This window comes from Pseudomonas sp. SO81 (genome assembly GCF_030374125.1).
In the GTDB taxonomy this organism is placed as follows: domain Bacteria; phylum Pseudomonadota; class Gammaproteobacteria; order Pseudomonadales; family Pseudomonadaceae; genus Aquipseudomonas.
In genome coordinates, this window is the sequence record NZ_CP126126.1 from 4,495,436 (window position 1) to 4,508,731 (window position 13,296).

Genomic DNA, 13,296 nt, shown 5'->3' on the forward strand with positions numbered 1-13,296 from the left:
CCATGGACCCCAAACTGCTCGACATCCTGGCCTGCCCGGTGTGCAAGGGCCCGCTGCAGCTTTCCGAAGACAAGTCCGAGCTGATCAGCAAGGGCGCCGGCCTGGCCTATCCGATTCGCGATGGCATCCCGGTGATGCTGGAGAGCGAAGCGCGCACCCTGACCACCGATGAGCGCCTGGACAAGTAGATGACTGCCTTCACCGTTGTAATTCCCGCCCGCTACGCCTCCAGCCGCCTGCCCGGCAAGCCGCTGCAGGACATCGCCGGCAAGCCCATGGTCCAGCACGTCTGGGAGCAGGCCAAGAAGAGCAGCGCTACCCGCGTGGTGGTGGCTACCGACGATGCGCGTATCCTCGAAGCCTGCCAGGGCTTCGGCGCCGAAGTGCTGATGACCCGCGTCGACCACAACTCCGGCACCGACCGCCTGGCCGAAGTGGCCACCCAGCTGGGCCTGGCCAACGACGCCATCGTGGTCAACGTGCAGGGCGACGAGCCGCTGATTCCGCCGAGCATCATCGACCAGGTGGCCGCCAACCTGGCCGCCAACTCGCAGGCGGGTATCGCCACCCTGGCCGAGCCGATCGAGGACGTCACCGCGCTGTTCAATCCCAATGTGGTCAAGGTGGTGACGGACAAGAGCGGCCTGGCCCTGACCTTCAGCCGCGCGCCGCTGGCCTGGGCCCGCGATGCCTTCGCCAAGAGCCGCGACGCGCTGCCGGAAGGCGTGCCTTACCGTCGCCACATCGGCATCTATGCCTACCGCGCCGGCTTCCTGCATGACTTCGTCGCCTGGGGCCCGTGCTGGCTGGAAGACACCGAGTGCCTGGAGCAGCTGCGTGCGCTCTGGCATGGCGTGCGCATCCATGTGGCCGATGCCCTGGAAGCGCCGGCCGCTGGCGTCGATACGCCGGAAGACCTGGAGCGGGTGCGCCGCCTGCTGGGGGCCTGATGCGCGTCCTGTTCGTCTGCATGGGCAATATCTGCCGCTCGCCGACGGCCGAGGGCGTGTTCCGCCATCGCCTGCTGCAGGCTGGCCTGCATGAGCGGGTGACGGTGGACTCCGCCGGCACCGGCGACTGGCATGTGGGCAAGGCCCCGGATGGTCGCTCCAGCCAGGCGGCGCTGAGCCGCGGCTACGACCTGTCGAGCCTGCGCGCGCGCCAGGTGCTGCGTGACGACTTCCAGCGTTTCGACCTGATCCTGGCCATGGATCATGACAACCTGGCACGTCTGCAGGCTCTGCGACCTGCCGCCGGCGGCGCCGAGCTGGACCTGCTGCTGCGCCGGTATCAATTGGCGCTGGACGAGGTGCCCGATCCCTATTACGGTGGCGCCGATGGCTTCGAGCAGGTCCTCGACCTGATCGAGCAGGCCAGCGATGCCCTGCTCGCCGAGATCAGGGGGCGCCTGTGAGCCTGCGCTTGCAAGAAGCGGTGTCCCTCAAGCCCTTCAATACCTTCGGTGTCGATGTGCGGGCCCGGCTGTTCGCCGAGGCGCACAACGACGCGGAGGTGCGCGAGGCCTTGGCCCTGGCCGAGCAGCGCGGCCTGCCGCTGCTACCGGTTGGCGGTGGCAGCAACCTGCTGCTGACCGGTGACGTCGATGCCCTGGTGCTGCGCATGGCCAGTCGCGGCCTGCGCATCGTCGAAGACGATGGCGCGCGGGTGCTGGTCGAGGCCGAGGCCGGTGAGCCCTGGCATCCCTTCGTGCTGTGGAGCCTGGAGCAGGGCTTGGCTGGACTGGAGAATCTCAGCCTTATTCCCGGCACCGTCGGCGCCGCGCCGATGCAGAACATCGGCGCCTACGGCGTGGAGATCAAGGATGTGTTCGCCGGGCTGACGGCGCTGGACCGCCACAGTGGCGAGTTGCGCGAGTTCGAACTGGAAGAGTGCGCCTTCGCCTACCGCGACAGCCTGTTCAAGCAGCAGCCGGGGCGCTGGTTGATCCTGCGCGTGCGTTTCGCCCTGACTCGCCAGGCGCAGCTGCACCTGGACTACGGTCCGGTGCGCCAGCGCCTGCAGGCCGAAGGCATCGAGGCGCCGACGCCCAGCGATGTCAGTCGCGCCATTTGTGCCATCCGCAGCGAGAAATTGCCGGACCCAGCGCAGCTGGGCAATGCCGGCAGCTTCTTCAAAAATCCACTGGTGCCGGTGGTGCTGGCCGAGCGCATCCGCGCCGAGCATGCCGACCTGGTCAGTTATCCGGCGGGAGAGGGGCTGGCCAAGCTGGCGGCTGGCTGGCTGATCGAGCGGGCGGGGTGGAAGGGTTTTCGCGAAGGCGATGCCGGTGTGCATCGTCTGCAGGCACTGGTGCTGGTCAACTATGGCGCGGCGAGCGGCGCCCAGTTGCTGGAGCTGGCCCTGCGTATTCAGCGGGATATCCTGCAGCGCTTCGGTGTGGAGCTGGAGATAGAGCCCAACGTGCTCTGAGCCCAGCGCTGGCGGTTGGCGGCCGATAGGCCGAAACGAAAAAGGGGATGCCGAAGCATCCCCTTTTTCTTGGACCGCAGATCTTAGATCTGCGGTTTCGCCTCTTCTTCCTTGTCCGCCGGTTCGGCGGCAGGCTCGGCGGCACTGGCAACCACCGGCTCCTCGGTCGGAGCTTCGGTTACCACTTCAGCCGGGGCGACTTCGCTCGGGGCTTCCACCGCCGGAGCGTCTTCCACGACCGGAGCAGCCTGTTCGACTACCGGAGCGGCCTCGGCCGGAGCAGCCTCGACTACGGCAGGTGCCTCAACCGGAGCGGCTTCCACCTGCGGTGCGGCAGCGGCTTCGGTAGCCAGGCGCTCGGCCTCGCGCTGACGACGGCGCACTTCACGCGGATCGTTCGGTGCGCGACCACCGGTGCTCTGCGGAGCGGCTGCCGGAGCGGCCTCTACGGGAGCGGGAGCCGCTTCGGCAACCACGGCCGGAGCCTCGACAGCTGGCGCGACCGGAGCCTGTTCTACCGGGGCGGCTTCCACTGCCGGCTCGGCTGCGATGGCCGGAGCAGGGGCGGGCTCTTCGATCGCGGTGACGATCTCGGCTGGGGCTTGCTCGGCTACCGGAGCCTGTTCCGGCTGGGCCAGGGCTTGCTCGGCGGCTACGGTCACGGCAGCTGCGACAGCCACGGCAGCGCTTTCGGCGGTGGTGGTGGTAGCACCTTCGGTGCCGGCCTCGGCAGCTTCTGCATGCTCCTCGGCGTCATCGGCGATCGGGTTGCCGTCGGCATCACGCAGGCGCTCGCGGCGGTTGCTGCGGCGACGCTGACCACGGGAGCGACGGCGCGGGCGATCACCGCCTTCACCGCCTTCCTGGTCGTCATCGGCCTGCTCGCCATTCAGCAGCACTTCTTCTTCGCTGGCGGCTTCGGCCTGCTCGGCGCGCGGTTGACGCTCCTCACGCGGCGGACGCGGCTGGCGCTCTTCGCGCGGCTTGCGCTCGGCGCGCTGCTCCTGCTGCTCTTCACCATTTGCGGCTACTGCGTCCAGCGGCTCGCGCAGCTCGCGACGACGCTCTTCGCGCGGCTCGCGGGCTTCACGCGGCTGGCGCTCGCGGCGATTTTCCTGGCCTTCACGTGGCTCGCGCGGCTCACGAGCCTCGCGTGGTTGACGCTCCTCGCGCGGCTGGCGTTCTTCACGGGCTTCACGCGGTTGGCGCTCTTCGCGCGGCTCACGGGCTTCGCGAGGCTGACGCTCTTCACGCGGCTTGCGCTCTTCGCGTTCGCCACGCTCGCCACGTTCACCGCGCTCGCGGCTGCCACGACCGTCGCGACGGTTCTGCTGGCGGCCGTTGCGGCGCTCGTCGCCACGCGGCTTGCGCTCGGCGGGCTTGGCTTCGGCGACCGGCTGCTGCTCTTCTTCCTTGCCGGCGAACAGGCTGACCAGACCCTTGACCAGGCCCTTGAACAGGCTTGGTTGCGGAGTCGGCGCGGCCGGTGCCAGCGGGGCGGCCGGAGTCGGTGCGGCCGGACGCGGCGGGGTGGTCTTCAGCGCGGCTTCCTGGCGGACCAGGGTGCGGGTGGCGCTGACCGGTTGGGCGTCTTCGACTTCTGCGGCAGCCATCTCGTAGCTGGATTGGCCGCTCATCACTTCCGGGCTGTCGTCGCGCAGGCGCTGGACTTCGAAGTGCGGGGTTTCCAGATGGTCGTTCGGCAGGATCACGATGCGTGCGCGGGTGCGCAGCTCGATCTTGGTGATGCTGTTGCGCTTCTCGTTGAGCAGGAAAGCGGCAACCGGGATCGGCACCTGGGCGCGAACCTCGGCGGTGCGGTCCTTCAGGGCCTCTTCCTCGATCAGGCGCAGGATGGCCAGCGACAGGGACTCGACGTCACGGATGATGCCTTGACCGTTGCAGCGCGGGCAGACGATGCCGCTGGTCTCGCCCAGGGACGGGCGCAGGCGCTGACGGGACATTTCCAGCAGGCCGAAGCGCGAGATGCGGCCGACCTGGACGCGGGCGCGATCGGCTTCCAGGCACTCGCGCACGCGGTCTTCGACGGCGCGCTGGTTCTTGGCCGGGGTCATGTCGATGAAGTCGATGACGATCAGGCCGCCGATGTCACGCAGGCGCAGCTGGCGGGCGATCTCTTCGGCCGCTTCCAGGTTGGTCTGCAGGGCGGTTTCTTCGATATCGCCGCCTTTGGTCGCACGCGCCGAGTTGATGTCGATGGACACCAGGGCCTCGGTCGGGTCGATGACGATGGAGCCGCCGGACGGCAGCTTCACTTCGCGCTGGAAGGCGGTCTCGATCTGGCTCTCGATCTGGAAGCGGTTGAACAGTGGCACGCTGTCTTCGTACAGCTTGATCTTGCTGGCGTACTGCGGCATGACCTGCTGGATGAAGGCCAGGGCTTCTTCCTGGGCTTCGATGCTGTCCACCAGCACTTCGCCGATGTCCTGGCGCAGGTAGTCGCGGATGGCGCGGATGATGACGTTGGATTCCTGGTAGATCAGGAACGGTGCGGCACGACCCTGGGAAGCGTCCTTGATGGCGGTCCACAGCTGGATCAGGTAGTCCAGGTCGAGCTGCAGCTCTTCGCTGGAGCGACCCAGGCCGGCGGTGCGCACGATCAGGCCCATGTCGCCCGGGGCGTTGAGGCCGTTCAGCGCTTCGCGCAATTCGTTGCGCTCTTCGCCTTCGATGCGGCGGGAAATGCCACCGGCGCGCGGGTTGTTCGGCATCAGGACCAGATAACGGCCGGCGAGGCTGATGAAGGTGGTCAGGGCGGCGCCCTTGTTGCCACGCTCTTCCTTCTCGACCTGGACGATGACTTCCTGGCCTTCCTTCAGTACTTCCTTGATGTTGACGCGGCCGCCTTCAGGCGACTTGCTGAAGTACTCGCGGGAGATTTCCTTGAGGGGCAGGAAGCCGTGGCGCTCGGCGCCGAAGTCGACGAAAGCCGCTTCGAGGCTGGGCTCGACGCGGGTGATGCGGCCCTTGTAGATGTTGGCTTTCTTCTGCTCACGGGCGCCGGATTCGATATCCAGGTCGTAGAGCTTCTGGCCATCTACCAGAGCGACACGCAACTCTTCGGGCTGAGTTGCGTTGATCAGCATTCTTTTCATGTTGTACCAATGGTTTCCGGGGCTGCCGGAAACGGCGTTTGGCACACACGACTCTCACGGTCGGTGTCAGGGTGCGTCGCCGGTGTGGTCGTAAATCACTCCGGTGTCCAGCGGTCAGGCCAACGGGGCCGGGCCGCGACAACGCTCCTGTTTGCTGTGGTGACAGAAGCACTCAGTCAGGGGAGGAATCAACCGGTCGGTGCGGACGAATGTGAAGCGTCTGGGTAATGCCTGTAGCTACGCTGTCCGACGGTTGTGCATCTCCACCCTACACGTATCGCTGAAATCGGGTGCCGCTCGCTGAATCCGTAGCGGGTTTGCATTACCGCAGGCTGGGCCTGCGCGTCTGTCGAGCCTGGTCGCGACTTCATGCGCTCAAGGCTCTTGTGGCTCAAGGCTTTGTTTCCGGGAACATCGCGCTCTGTGCGGCGAGATTCCCGTCGGACGGCCTCACGTCCTGAAAGGGTTGCGCTCGGCAGGGGATGGTAGGTTGTCGATCATCCGCTGACCGGGCCGCTTTTGGCGGCGTTCGCGACTATAGCAGCAATGATTAAGTGCTTCAATTCCATAAAAAATTGTTATGATTTCCGGCATGACTACTGACAATTCTCCAACCTCCGGCGTCCAGCTGCTTGAGGTTGCGCCGGAGCATGCCGGCCAGCGTATCGATAATTTCTTGCTTGCCCGCCTCAAGGGCGTGCCGAAAACCCTCATCTATCGCATCCTGCGCAAGGGTGAGGTGCGGGTGAACAAGGGGCGTATCAAGCCCGAATACAAGTTGCAGGCCGGCGACATCGTGCGGGTACCGCCGCTGCGCCTGGCCGAGCGTGACGAGCCGGCACCGTTGGCGCAGAGCCTGCTGGAGCGCCTGGAGGCGGCCATCGTCTACGAAGACAAGGCGCTGATCGTGCTGAACAAGCCGGCCGGCATTGCTGTGCATGGCGGCAGCGGCCTGAATTACGGGGTAATCGAGGCGTTTCGCCAGTTGCGCCCCGATGCCAAGGACATCGAGCTGGTTCATCGTCTGGATCGCGACACTTCCGGCCTGCTGATGATCGCCAAGAAGCGCAGCATGCTGCGCCACCTGCACGAGGCGCTGCGTGGCGATGGTGTGGACAAGCGCTATATGGCCCTGGTGCGTGGCAGCTGGCCGACCTCGAAGAAGAAGGTCAGTGCGCCGCTGCTGAAGAACAATCTGCGCTCGGGCGAGCGCATGGTCGAGGTCAATCCCGAAGGCAAGGAGGCGCTCACCGAATTTCGCGTGCTGCGCCGCTTCGGCGAGTTCGCCACTCTGGTCGAGGCCAGTCCGATCACCGGGCGTACCCACCAGATTCGCGTGCACGCCAAGCATGCCGGGCATTGCATCGCCGGCGACTCCAAGTACGGCGAAGACGAGTTCACTCGCGAGGTGCGCGAGCTGGGCGGCAAGCGCCTGTTCCTGCATGCCTATCAGCTGAAGGTCGAGCTGCCGGATGGTCAGCGCCTGGAGCTGGAGGCGGCGGTGGATGAGGTCTGGTCGCAGACGCTGGAGCGCCTCGGTGTCTGACTCTCGGTTATCGAGCTATCAGCTGCTGATCTTCGACTGGGACGGCACGCTGGTCGATTCCATCGGGCGCATTGTCGAATCCATGCATCGCGCCGCCGAATCCTGTGGACTGCCGCAACTCAGCGATGAGGCGGTCAAGGGCATCATCGGGCTCGGCCTGCCAGAGGCGATCCGGACGCTTTACCCCGAGCTGGACGAGGCGGCGCTGATCGAGCGCTTCCGCGTTGGCTATGGCGAGCATTACATGGCCCTGGAAAGCGAGCCCTCGGCACTGTTTCCTGGGGTTGAGGAGTCTCTGCAGGCCTTTCGCGAGCAGGGTTATCAACTGGCCGTGGCTACCGGCAAGAGTCGCCGGGGCTTGCACCGCATCCTGGAAGGGCGTGGCTGGCTGGAGTATTTCGATGTCACGCGCTGCGCCGACGAAACGGCGAGCAAGCCGCACCCGCGCATGCTGCATGAGATCCTGGCCCACTGCGCCGTAGCGCCCGAGCGGGCGCTGATGGTTGGTGACTCGATCTTCGACCTGCAGATGGCGCGCAATGCCGGTGTCGATTCGGTTGCCGTAGGCTTTGGGGCGCAGCCGCTGGAGAGCCTGCTCGGCCATGGGCCGCTGCTGGCGATCAATGAATTTCCCGAATTGCGTGTCTGGCTGGAAGGGCGCGCACCCGTTAGGACTGTCGAGGTAGGCGAGTATGTCGGATGAATGGAAAGCGTCGACCACCGCTGGTGGTGACGAGAAGGCCTGGAAGCTGCTGGAAAAGACTCTGCAGGTCGGAGTGGTGGAGCAGCGCCGTGCGCGGCGCTGGGGCATCTTCTTCAAGCTGCTGGCGTTCGTTTACCTGTTCGGTGCGCTGGCGCTGTTCGCGCCGGGCCTGAAGCTGGACAAGGCGGCGTCCTCGGCCGAGCACCACACGGCGCTGATCGAGGTGCGCGGCATGATCATGGCCGACGAGGAGGCCAGCGCCGACAACATCGTCAGTAGCCTGCGCGCGGCCTTCGAGGACAAAAAGACTAAGGGCATCGTCCTGCGCATCAACAGTCCGGGTGGCAGCCCGGTGCAGTCCGGCTATATCTACGATGAGATCAAGCGCCTGCGTGGCGAGCATCCGGACACCAAGGTGTATGCGGTGATCAGTGATCTGGGTGCCTCCGGTGCCTACTACATCGCCAGTGCCGCCGATCAGATCTATGCCGACAAGGCCAGTCTGGTGGGTTCCATCGGTGTCACCGCGGCCACCTTCGGCTTCGTCGGGGTGATGGAGAAGGTCGGCGTCGATCGCCGCGTATACACCTCGGGTGAGCACAAGGCCTTCCTCGATCCGTTCCAGCCGCCGAAAGCGGAAGAAACCCGCTTCTGGCAGAGCGTGCTGGAAACTACCCACAAGCAGTTCATCGAAAGCGTCAAGAAGGGGCGCGGCGAGCGACTCAAGGTCGATCAGCATCCGGAGCTGTTCTCAGGTCTGATCTGGTCCGGCGAGCAGGCCCTGGAGCTGGGGCTGGTCGATGCCCTGGGCAGCAGCAGCTACGTGGCGCGCGAAGTGATCGGCGCCAAAGATATCGTTGACTTCACTCGCGAAGAGAATCCCTTCGATCGCTTCACCAAGAAGCTCGGCACAAGCGTGGCCGAGCGCCTGGCGATGTGGATGGGCTTCCAGGGGCCGACGCTGCGCTGAGTTCAATTGAAGTGAACAGGCCCGGCCTTGGTCGGGCTTCTTCCTTTATATAGGGTCAGGGAACGGCGACGCCTTGCCTGTCCAGCATCTGCACCAGGCGAATCAAGGGTAGGCCGATGAGGCTGGTGCCGTCTTCGCCTTCGGTGGCGCGGAACAGGCTGACGCCGAGGCCTTCGGCCTTGAAGCTGCCGGCGCAGTCGTAGGGCTGCTCGGCCTCCAGGTAGCGGGTGATCTGTTCCTCGCTCAGGTGGCGGAAGTGCACGGTGAAGGGCACGACGTCGACCTGGCATTCGCCTGTGGCGCTGTCGAGCAGGGCCAGGCCAGTGAGGAAGGTGACGCTGCGGCCACTGGCGGCCAGCAACTGGCTGCGGGCGCGGCTGAAATCATGGGGTTTGCCGAGAATCTGCCGGTCGAGCACGGCGACCTGGTCCGAGCCGATGATCAGGTGTGCGGGATGCAGTTCGCTGAGGGCCCTTGCCTTGGCTTCGGCCAGTCGGCGTACCAGTGCTTCCGCGTTTTCTCCGGGATGCGCCGTTTCGTCTATGGCCGGCGAGGCCCAGGTGAAGGGCTGGCGCAGGCGGGTCAGCAGCTCGCGGCGATAGGGCGAGCTAGAGGCGAGTACCAGCGGCAGCATGATCGAGCTCCTGAGCGGAATTGCGAGAGTCGGGCGCGATTCTAGCGGCCGCGGTGGCCGACGGACAGGGCGGAAATTCCTTTGACAGGGGCGGGGGGCATCCCTAGAATACCGCGCCTATGTCGAATGGGCCGATTCCACCTCACGTTGATCCGCGCAAACTCGCCGATCGCGGTGCCACCCTGGAAGGGGAGATGCCGCTGGCCAGTTTCGAGCGACTGTGCGACCCGCTGGCGGATAACGCCGGGCAGGTACACGCGAAGCTGGTCTTCGAACGTGGCGAGCGCCGTGCTGTGAGTATTCACAGTCAGCTCGAGGTTGAGGTCAAAATGGTTTGCCAGCGTTGTCTGGAACTGGTCGCTCTGCCGATCCGCAGCGAGTGTCATTACGCGGTGGTGAAGGAAGGTGCGGATACCCAGTCGCTGCCCAAGGGCTATGACGTGCTGGAAATGGGCGAAGATCCACTGGATCTGCTGACGCTGGTCGAAGATGAGCTATTGCTCGCTCTGCCCATCGTTCCAGTCCATGCCCCTGAGGATTGCCAGCAGCCGGCCGGTGCCAACGAGCCCGAGCCGAGCGAGGACGAGGTATCGCGGTCCAACCCGTTCAGTGTTTTGGCGCAGTTAAAGCGTGACCCAAACGTTTAGGAGTTATTGAGTTATGGCTGTTCAGCAGAACAAAAAATCCCGCTCTGCCCGCGACATGCGTCGTTCCCACGATGCCCTCGAGGCCAACGCCCTGTCCGTCGAGAAGAGCACCGGTGAAGTTCACCTGCGTCACCACGTGTCCCCGGAAGGTGTCTACCGTGGCCGTAAAGTGATCGACAAGGGCGCCGACGAGTAATCCTTGTCCGCTCCGATCGCTATCGATGCAATGGGTGGGGACTTCGGTCCCCATCGCATTGTTCCAGCCTGCATCGCCAGTCTGGATGAATTCCCCTCGCTACACCTGGTCCTTGTCGGCCAAGCTCCCGTCCTAGAAGAACTGATCGCCCGTCATCCGGGTGTCGATCGCGCACGCCTGCAGGTCGAGCACGCCAGTGAAGTGATCGGCATGGACGAGCGTCCGACCCATGCCCTGCGCGGCAAGCCCGATGCCTCCATGCGCGTGATGCTGGAGCTGGTGCGCAGCGGCCGGGCCAAGGCCTGCGTCAGTGCCGGCAACACCGGTGCGCTGATGGCGCTCTCCCTCTATGTGCTCAAGCCCCTGCCGGGTATCGACCGGCCGGCGATGGTCACGGCTGTGCCGACGGCCAAGGGCGTCTGCCATCTGCTCGACCTGGGCGCCAATGTCGACTGCAGCGCCGAGCAGCTCTATCAGTTCGCCGTGATGGGCGCGGTGGCCGCCGAGGCCCAGGGCATGGCGCGCCCGCGAGTGGCGCTGCTCAATGTGGGTACCGAGAACATTAAGGGCAATCAGCAGGTCAAGCTGGCGGCCAGCCTGTTGCAGCAGGCCGAGGGGCTGAATTACATCGGCTTCGTCGAGGGTGATGGTCTGTATCGCGGCGAGGCCGACGTGGTGGTGTGCGACGGCTTCGTCGGCAACATCCTGCTCAAGTCCAGCGAGGGCCTGGTGTCGATGATCTCCGATCGCATCGAGGCGCTGTTCAACGAAGGTTTCGTTTCCAAGCTGGCCGGCGCGGTGGCCATGCCCTTGCTCAAGCGCCTGCGTGGCGAGCTGGCGCCGGCGCGGCACAATGGCGCGAGTTTCCTCGGTCTGCAGGGCATCGTGGTGAAGAGCCATGGCTCGGCGACGGTGGAAGGCTTCCAGAGCGCCATTCGTCGGGCCGTGATCGAAGTGCGCGAGAATCTGCCGCAGCGCCTGCACGGTCGCCTCGAGGACTTGCTGCTCTGACATGCGGCGGGATGTGTCTTGCCGCTGCGCAGTCCCGTCTCCTGAACTCCTGGTGTTCGCCGCTCTCCAAGGCTGAACGCTGCGGAGTCGGCCTGTGACCACCGCCGCGGCCGCTCCATCCAATCTGCAATTCTCGACTCGGCATCGCCGTGTCGTCTCCTCCGACTAGATAAGGGAAAGTTTCGATGTCTGCCTCCCTCGCATTTGTCTTCCCCGGCCAGGGCTCGCAATCGCTCGGCATGCTTGCCGAACTCGGCGCCCAACAGACACTGGTGCGCGACACCTTTGGCGAGGCCTCCGAGGCGCTTGGCTATGACCTCTGGGCGCTGACCCAGCAGGGTCCGGAAGAGCGTCTGAACGAAACCGACAAGACTCAGCCGGCCATTCTCACCGCCTCCATCGCCCTATGGCGCCTGTGGCAGGCCGAGGGCGGAGCGCGCCCGGCCTTCGTCGCCGGCCACAGCCTGGGCGAATATTCCGCGCTGGTCGCCGCCGGGGCCATCGGCTTCCGTGACGCGGTCAAGCTGGTCGAACTACGTGGCCAGCTCATGCAGCAGGCCGTGCCGGCCGGGCAGGGCGGCATGGCCGCCATCCTCGGCCTGGAAGATGCCGACGTGCTGGCCGCCTGCGCCGAGGCGGCGCAGGGCGAAGTGGTCAGTGCCGTCAATTTCAACGCCCCCGGTCAGGTGGTGATCGCCGGTGCAGCGGCTGCCGTCGAGCGTGCCATCGAGGCCTGCAAGGCGCGCGGCGCCAAGCGCGCCATGCCGCTGCCGGTCAGCGTGCCGTCGCACTGCGCGCTGATGCGTCCGGCTGCCGAGAAGTTCGCCGATGCGGTCAACGGCCTGGCCTGGCAGGCGCCGCAGATTCCGCTGGTGCAGAATGTCAGCGCCGCCGTGCCGGCCGATCTCGATGTGCTCAAGCGTGACCTGCTGGCCCAGCTGTACAGCCCGGTGCGCTGGGTGGAAAGCGTGACCTATCTGGCAGCGCAAGGCGTCTCCGAGCTGGTCGAATGTGGCCCCGGCAAAGTGCTGGCGGGCCTCAACAAGCGTTGTGTCAAAGGTATCAACACCCACAATCTGGAAACCCCGGACGCCTTCGCCGCCGTGCGTGCGGCGCTGGTCTGAGTACAAGGAGAGCATCATGAGTCTGCAAGGCAAGGTTGCGCTGGTTACCGGCGCCAGCCGCGGTATCGGTCAGGCCATCGCGTTCGAGCTGGGGCGCCAGGGCGCCACTGTGATCGGCACCGCTACCAGCGAGGCAGGTGCCGCACGTATCGGCGAGGCGCTCAAGGCCCAGGGCATTCAGGGGGGCGGCGTGCTGCTGGACGTTTCCAGCGATGAGTCGGTGAATGCCGTACTGGAGCAGATCCAGAAAGACTTCGGCTCCGTGGCCATTCTGGTCAACAACGCCGGCATCACCCGCGACAACCTGATGCTGCGGATGAAGGACGAGGAGTGGTTCGATGTCATCAACACCAACCTGAACAGCCTGTTCCGTCTGTCCAAGGCCGTGCTGCGGGGGATGACCAAGGCGCGCTGGGGGCGCATCATCAGCATCGGCTCGGTGGTTGGTGCCATGGGCAACGCCGGGCAGGTCAACTACGCGGCGGCCAAGGCAGGTTTGGAAGGTTTCAGCCGTGCCCTGGCCCGTGAAGTCGGTTCGCGCTCGATCACCGTCAACTCGGTGGCGCCCGGTTTCATCGATACCGACATGACCCGTGAGCTGCCGGAAGCCCAGCGCGAGGCGCTGCTGACCCAGATTCCGCTGGGCCGCCTGGGCCAGGCCGAGGAGATCGCCAAGGTGGTCGGCTTCCTCGCCTCCGACGGCGCGGCCTACGTCACCGGAGCTACCGTTCCGGTGAATGGCGGCATGTACATGAGCTGAATGTGACTCGGACCTTCGGGAAACTGTCATAAAAGCCGTCTAAAGTCCGTTACAAAAGTGCAACCGGCGGAAGACGGCAGTTCGGAAGGGGCCGGGGATCCGGCTTGAAACTTAGAAAACCCTTTCTATACACTGCAGCCCAGCTGCACGGAATTTTTC

At 65.3% G+C, this 13,296-nt stretch carries 14 protein-coding genes; 12 read left to right on the top strand and 2 right to left on the bottom strand.

Annotated elements, in window-relative coordinates:
* Positions 1-2: 2 nt before the first annotated feature.
* Genes OH686_RS21475 through murB form a run of 4 tightly spaced genes read left to right on the top strand, consistent with a single transcriptional unit; the run spans position 3 to position 2,430 of the window.
* Positions 3-188 (top strand): Trm112 family protein, encoded by a 186-nt coding sequence (locus OH686_RS21475; protein ID WP_137971807.1) that lies wholly within the window; start codon positions 3-5, stop codon positions 186-188.
* Complete coding sequence (kdsB, locus tag OH686_RS21480) at positions 189-950, top strand: 3-deoxy-manno-octulosonate cytidylyltransferase (RefSeq protein WP_289535107.1); 762 nt, start codon at positions 189-191, stop codon at positions 948-950. It abuts the gene before it with no gap.
* Positions 950-1,414: a low molecular weight protein-tyrosine-phosphatase gene (locus OH686_RS21485; RefSeq protein WP_289535109.1), complete on the top strand. Its 465-nt coding sequence runs from the start codon at positions 950-952 to the stop codon at positions 1,412-1,414. The genes kdsB and OH686_RS21485 overlap by 1 nt, the downstream gene beginning before the upstream one ends.
* A complete protein-coding gene (gene murB / locus OH686_RS21490) occupies positions 1,411-2,430 on the top strand; it encodes a UDP-N-acetylmuramate dehydrogenase (RefSeq protein ID WP_289535110.1) in 1,020 nt (339 codons plus the stop codon). Before OH686_RS21485 ends, murB begins: the two co-directional genes overlap by 4 nt.
* 83 nt (positions 2,431-2,513) lie before the next feature.
* On the opposite strand, the gene rne is transcribed toward murB, so the two are convergent.
* Entirely contained in the window at positions 2,514-5,546 is a 3,033-nt protein-coding gene (gene rne / locus OH686_RS21495; protein ID WP_289535111.1) for a ribonuclease E, read from the bottom strand.
* A gap of 592 nt (positions 5,547-6,138) precedes the next feature.
* Between rne and rluC the strand changes: the two genes are divergently transcribed.
* Genes rluC through sppA form a run of 3 tightly spaced genes read left to right on the top strand, consistent with a single transcriptional unit; the run spans position 6,139 to position 8,765 of the window.
* Entirely contained in the window at positions 6,139-7,092 is a 954-nt protein-coding gene (gene rluC / locus OH686_RS21500; protein WP_289535113.1) for a 23S rRNA pseudouridine(955/2504/2580) synthase RluC, read from the top strand.
* Positions 7,085-7,795: an HAD-IA family hydrolase gene (locus OH686_RS21505; RefSeq protein WP_289535116.1), complete on the top strand. Its 711-nt coding sequence runs from the start codon at positions 7,085-7,087 to the stop codon at positions 7,793-7,795. The genes rluC and OH686_RS21505 overlap by 8 nt, the downstream gene beginning before the upstream one ends.
* On the top strand, positions 7,785-8,765 hold the full coding sequence (gene sppA, locus OH686_RS21510) for a signal peptide peptidase SppA (protein ID WP_289535117.1): 981 nt from the start codon (positions 7,785-7,787) through the stop codon (positions 8,763-8,765). The genes OH686_RS21505 and sppA overlap by 11 nt, the downstream gene beginning before the upstream one ends.
* 55 nt (positions 8,766-8,820) lie before the next feature.
* Here the strand turns inward: sppA and OH686_RS21515 are convergent, their stop codons facing one another.
* Positions 8,821-9,399 (bottom strand): Maf family protein, encoded by a 579-nt coding sequence (locus OH686_RS21515; RefSeq protein ID WP_289535119.1) that lies wholly within the window; start codon positions 9,397-9,399, stop codon positions 8,821-8,823.
* 119 nt (positions 9,400-9,518) lie between these two features.
* Here OH686_RS21515 and OH686_RS21520 point away from each other — a divergent pair, with 119 nt between their 5' ends.
* The 5 genes from OH686_RS21520 to fabG all read left to right on the top strand — a co-directional run bounded on the left by OH686_RS21520 (position 9,519) and on the right by fabG (position 13,137).
* Positions 9,519-10,046: a YceD family protein gene (locus OH686_RS21520; RefSeq protein WP_137971816.1), complete on the top strand. Its 528-nt coding sequence runs from the start codon at positions 9,519-9,521 to the stop codon at positions 10,044-10,046.
* Between the two features lie 13 nt (positions 10,047-10,059).
* Complete coding sequence (gene rpmF / locus OH686_RS21525) at positions 10,060-10,242, top strand: 50S ribosomal protein L32 (RefSeq protein WP_013791824.1); 183 nt, start codon at positions 10,060-10,062, stop codon at positions 10,240-10,242.
* A gap of 3 nt (positions 10,243-10,245) precedes the next feature.
* A complete protein-coding gene (gene plsX / locus OH686_RS21530) occupies positions 10,246-11,253 on the top strand; it encodes a phosphate acyltransferase PlsX (protein WP_289535121.1) in 1,008 nt (335 codons plus the stop codon).
* Between the two features lie 185 nt (positions 11,254-11,438).
* Positions 11,439-12,377 (top strand): ACP S-malonyltransferase, encoded by a 939-nt coding sequence (gene fabD, locus OH686_RS21535; protein WP_289535122.1) that lies wholly within the window; start codon positions 11,439-11,441, stop codon positions 12,375-12,377.
* A gap of 16 nt (positions 12,378-12,393) precedes the next feature.
* On the top strand, positions 12,394-13,137 hold the full coding sequence (gene fabG, locus OH686_RS21540) for a 3-oxoacyl-ACP reductase FabG (protein ID WP_289535123.1): 744 nt from the start codon (positions 12,394-12,396) through the stop codon (positions 13,135-13,137).
* The last annotated feature ends 159 nt before the right edge of the window (positions 13,138-13,296 follow it).

Coding starts and splice junctions, on each gene's coding strand:
- sppA (WP_289535117.1), top strand. CDS start 7,785: ATGTCGGATGAATGGAAAGCGTCGACCACCGCTGGTGGTGACGAGAAG.
- kdsB (WP_289535107.1), top strand. CDS start 189: ATGACTGCCTTCACCGTTGTAATTCCCGCCCGCTACGCCTCCAGCCGC.
- fabG (WP_289535123.1), top strand. CDS start 12,394: ATGAGTCTGCAAGGCAAGGTTGCGCTGGTTACCGGCGCCAGCCGCGGT.
- OH686_RS21515 (WP_289535119.1), bottom strand. CDS start 9,399: ATGCTGCCGCTGGTACTCGCCTCTAGCTCGCCCTATCGCCGCGAGCTG.
- OH686_RS21520 (WP_137971816.1), top strand. CDS start 9,519: ATGTCGAATGGGCCGATTCCACCTCACGTTGATCCGCGCAAACTCGCC.
- OH686_RS21485 (WP_289535109.1), top strand. CDS start 950: ATGCGCGTCCTGTTCGTCTGCATGGGCAATATCTGCCGCTCGCCGACG.
- rluC (WP_289535113.1), top strand. CDS start 6,139: ATGACTACTGACAATTCTCCAACCTCCGGCGTCCAGCTGCTTGAGGTT.
- OH686_RS21475 (WP_137971807.1), top strand. CDS start 3: ATGGACCCCAAACTGCTCGACATCCTGGCCTGCCCGGTGTGCAAGGGC.
- fabD (WP_289535122.1), top strand. CDS start 11,439: ATGTCTGCCTCCCTCGCATTTGTCTTCCCCGGCCAGGGCTCGCAATCG.
- rpmF (WP_013791824.1), top strand. CDS start 10,060: ATGGCTGTTCAGCAGAACAAAAAATCCCGCTCTGCCCGCGACATGCGT.
- rne (WP_289535111.1), bottom strand. CDS start 5,546: ATGAAAAGAATGCTGATCAACGCAACTCAGCCCGAAGAGTTGCGTGTC.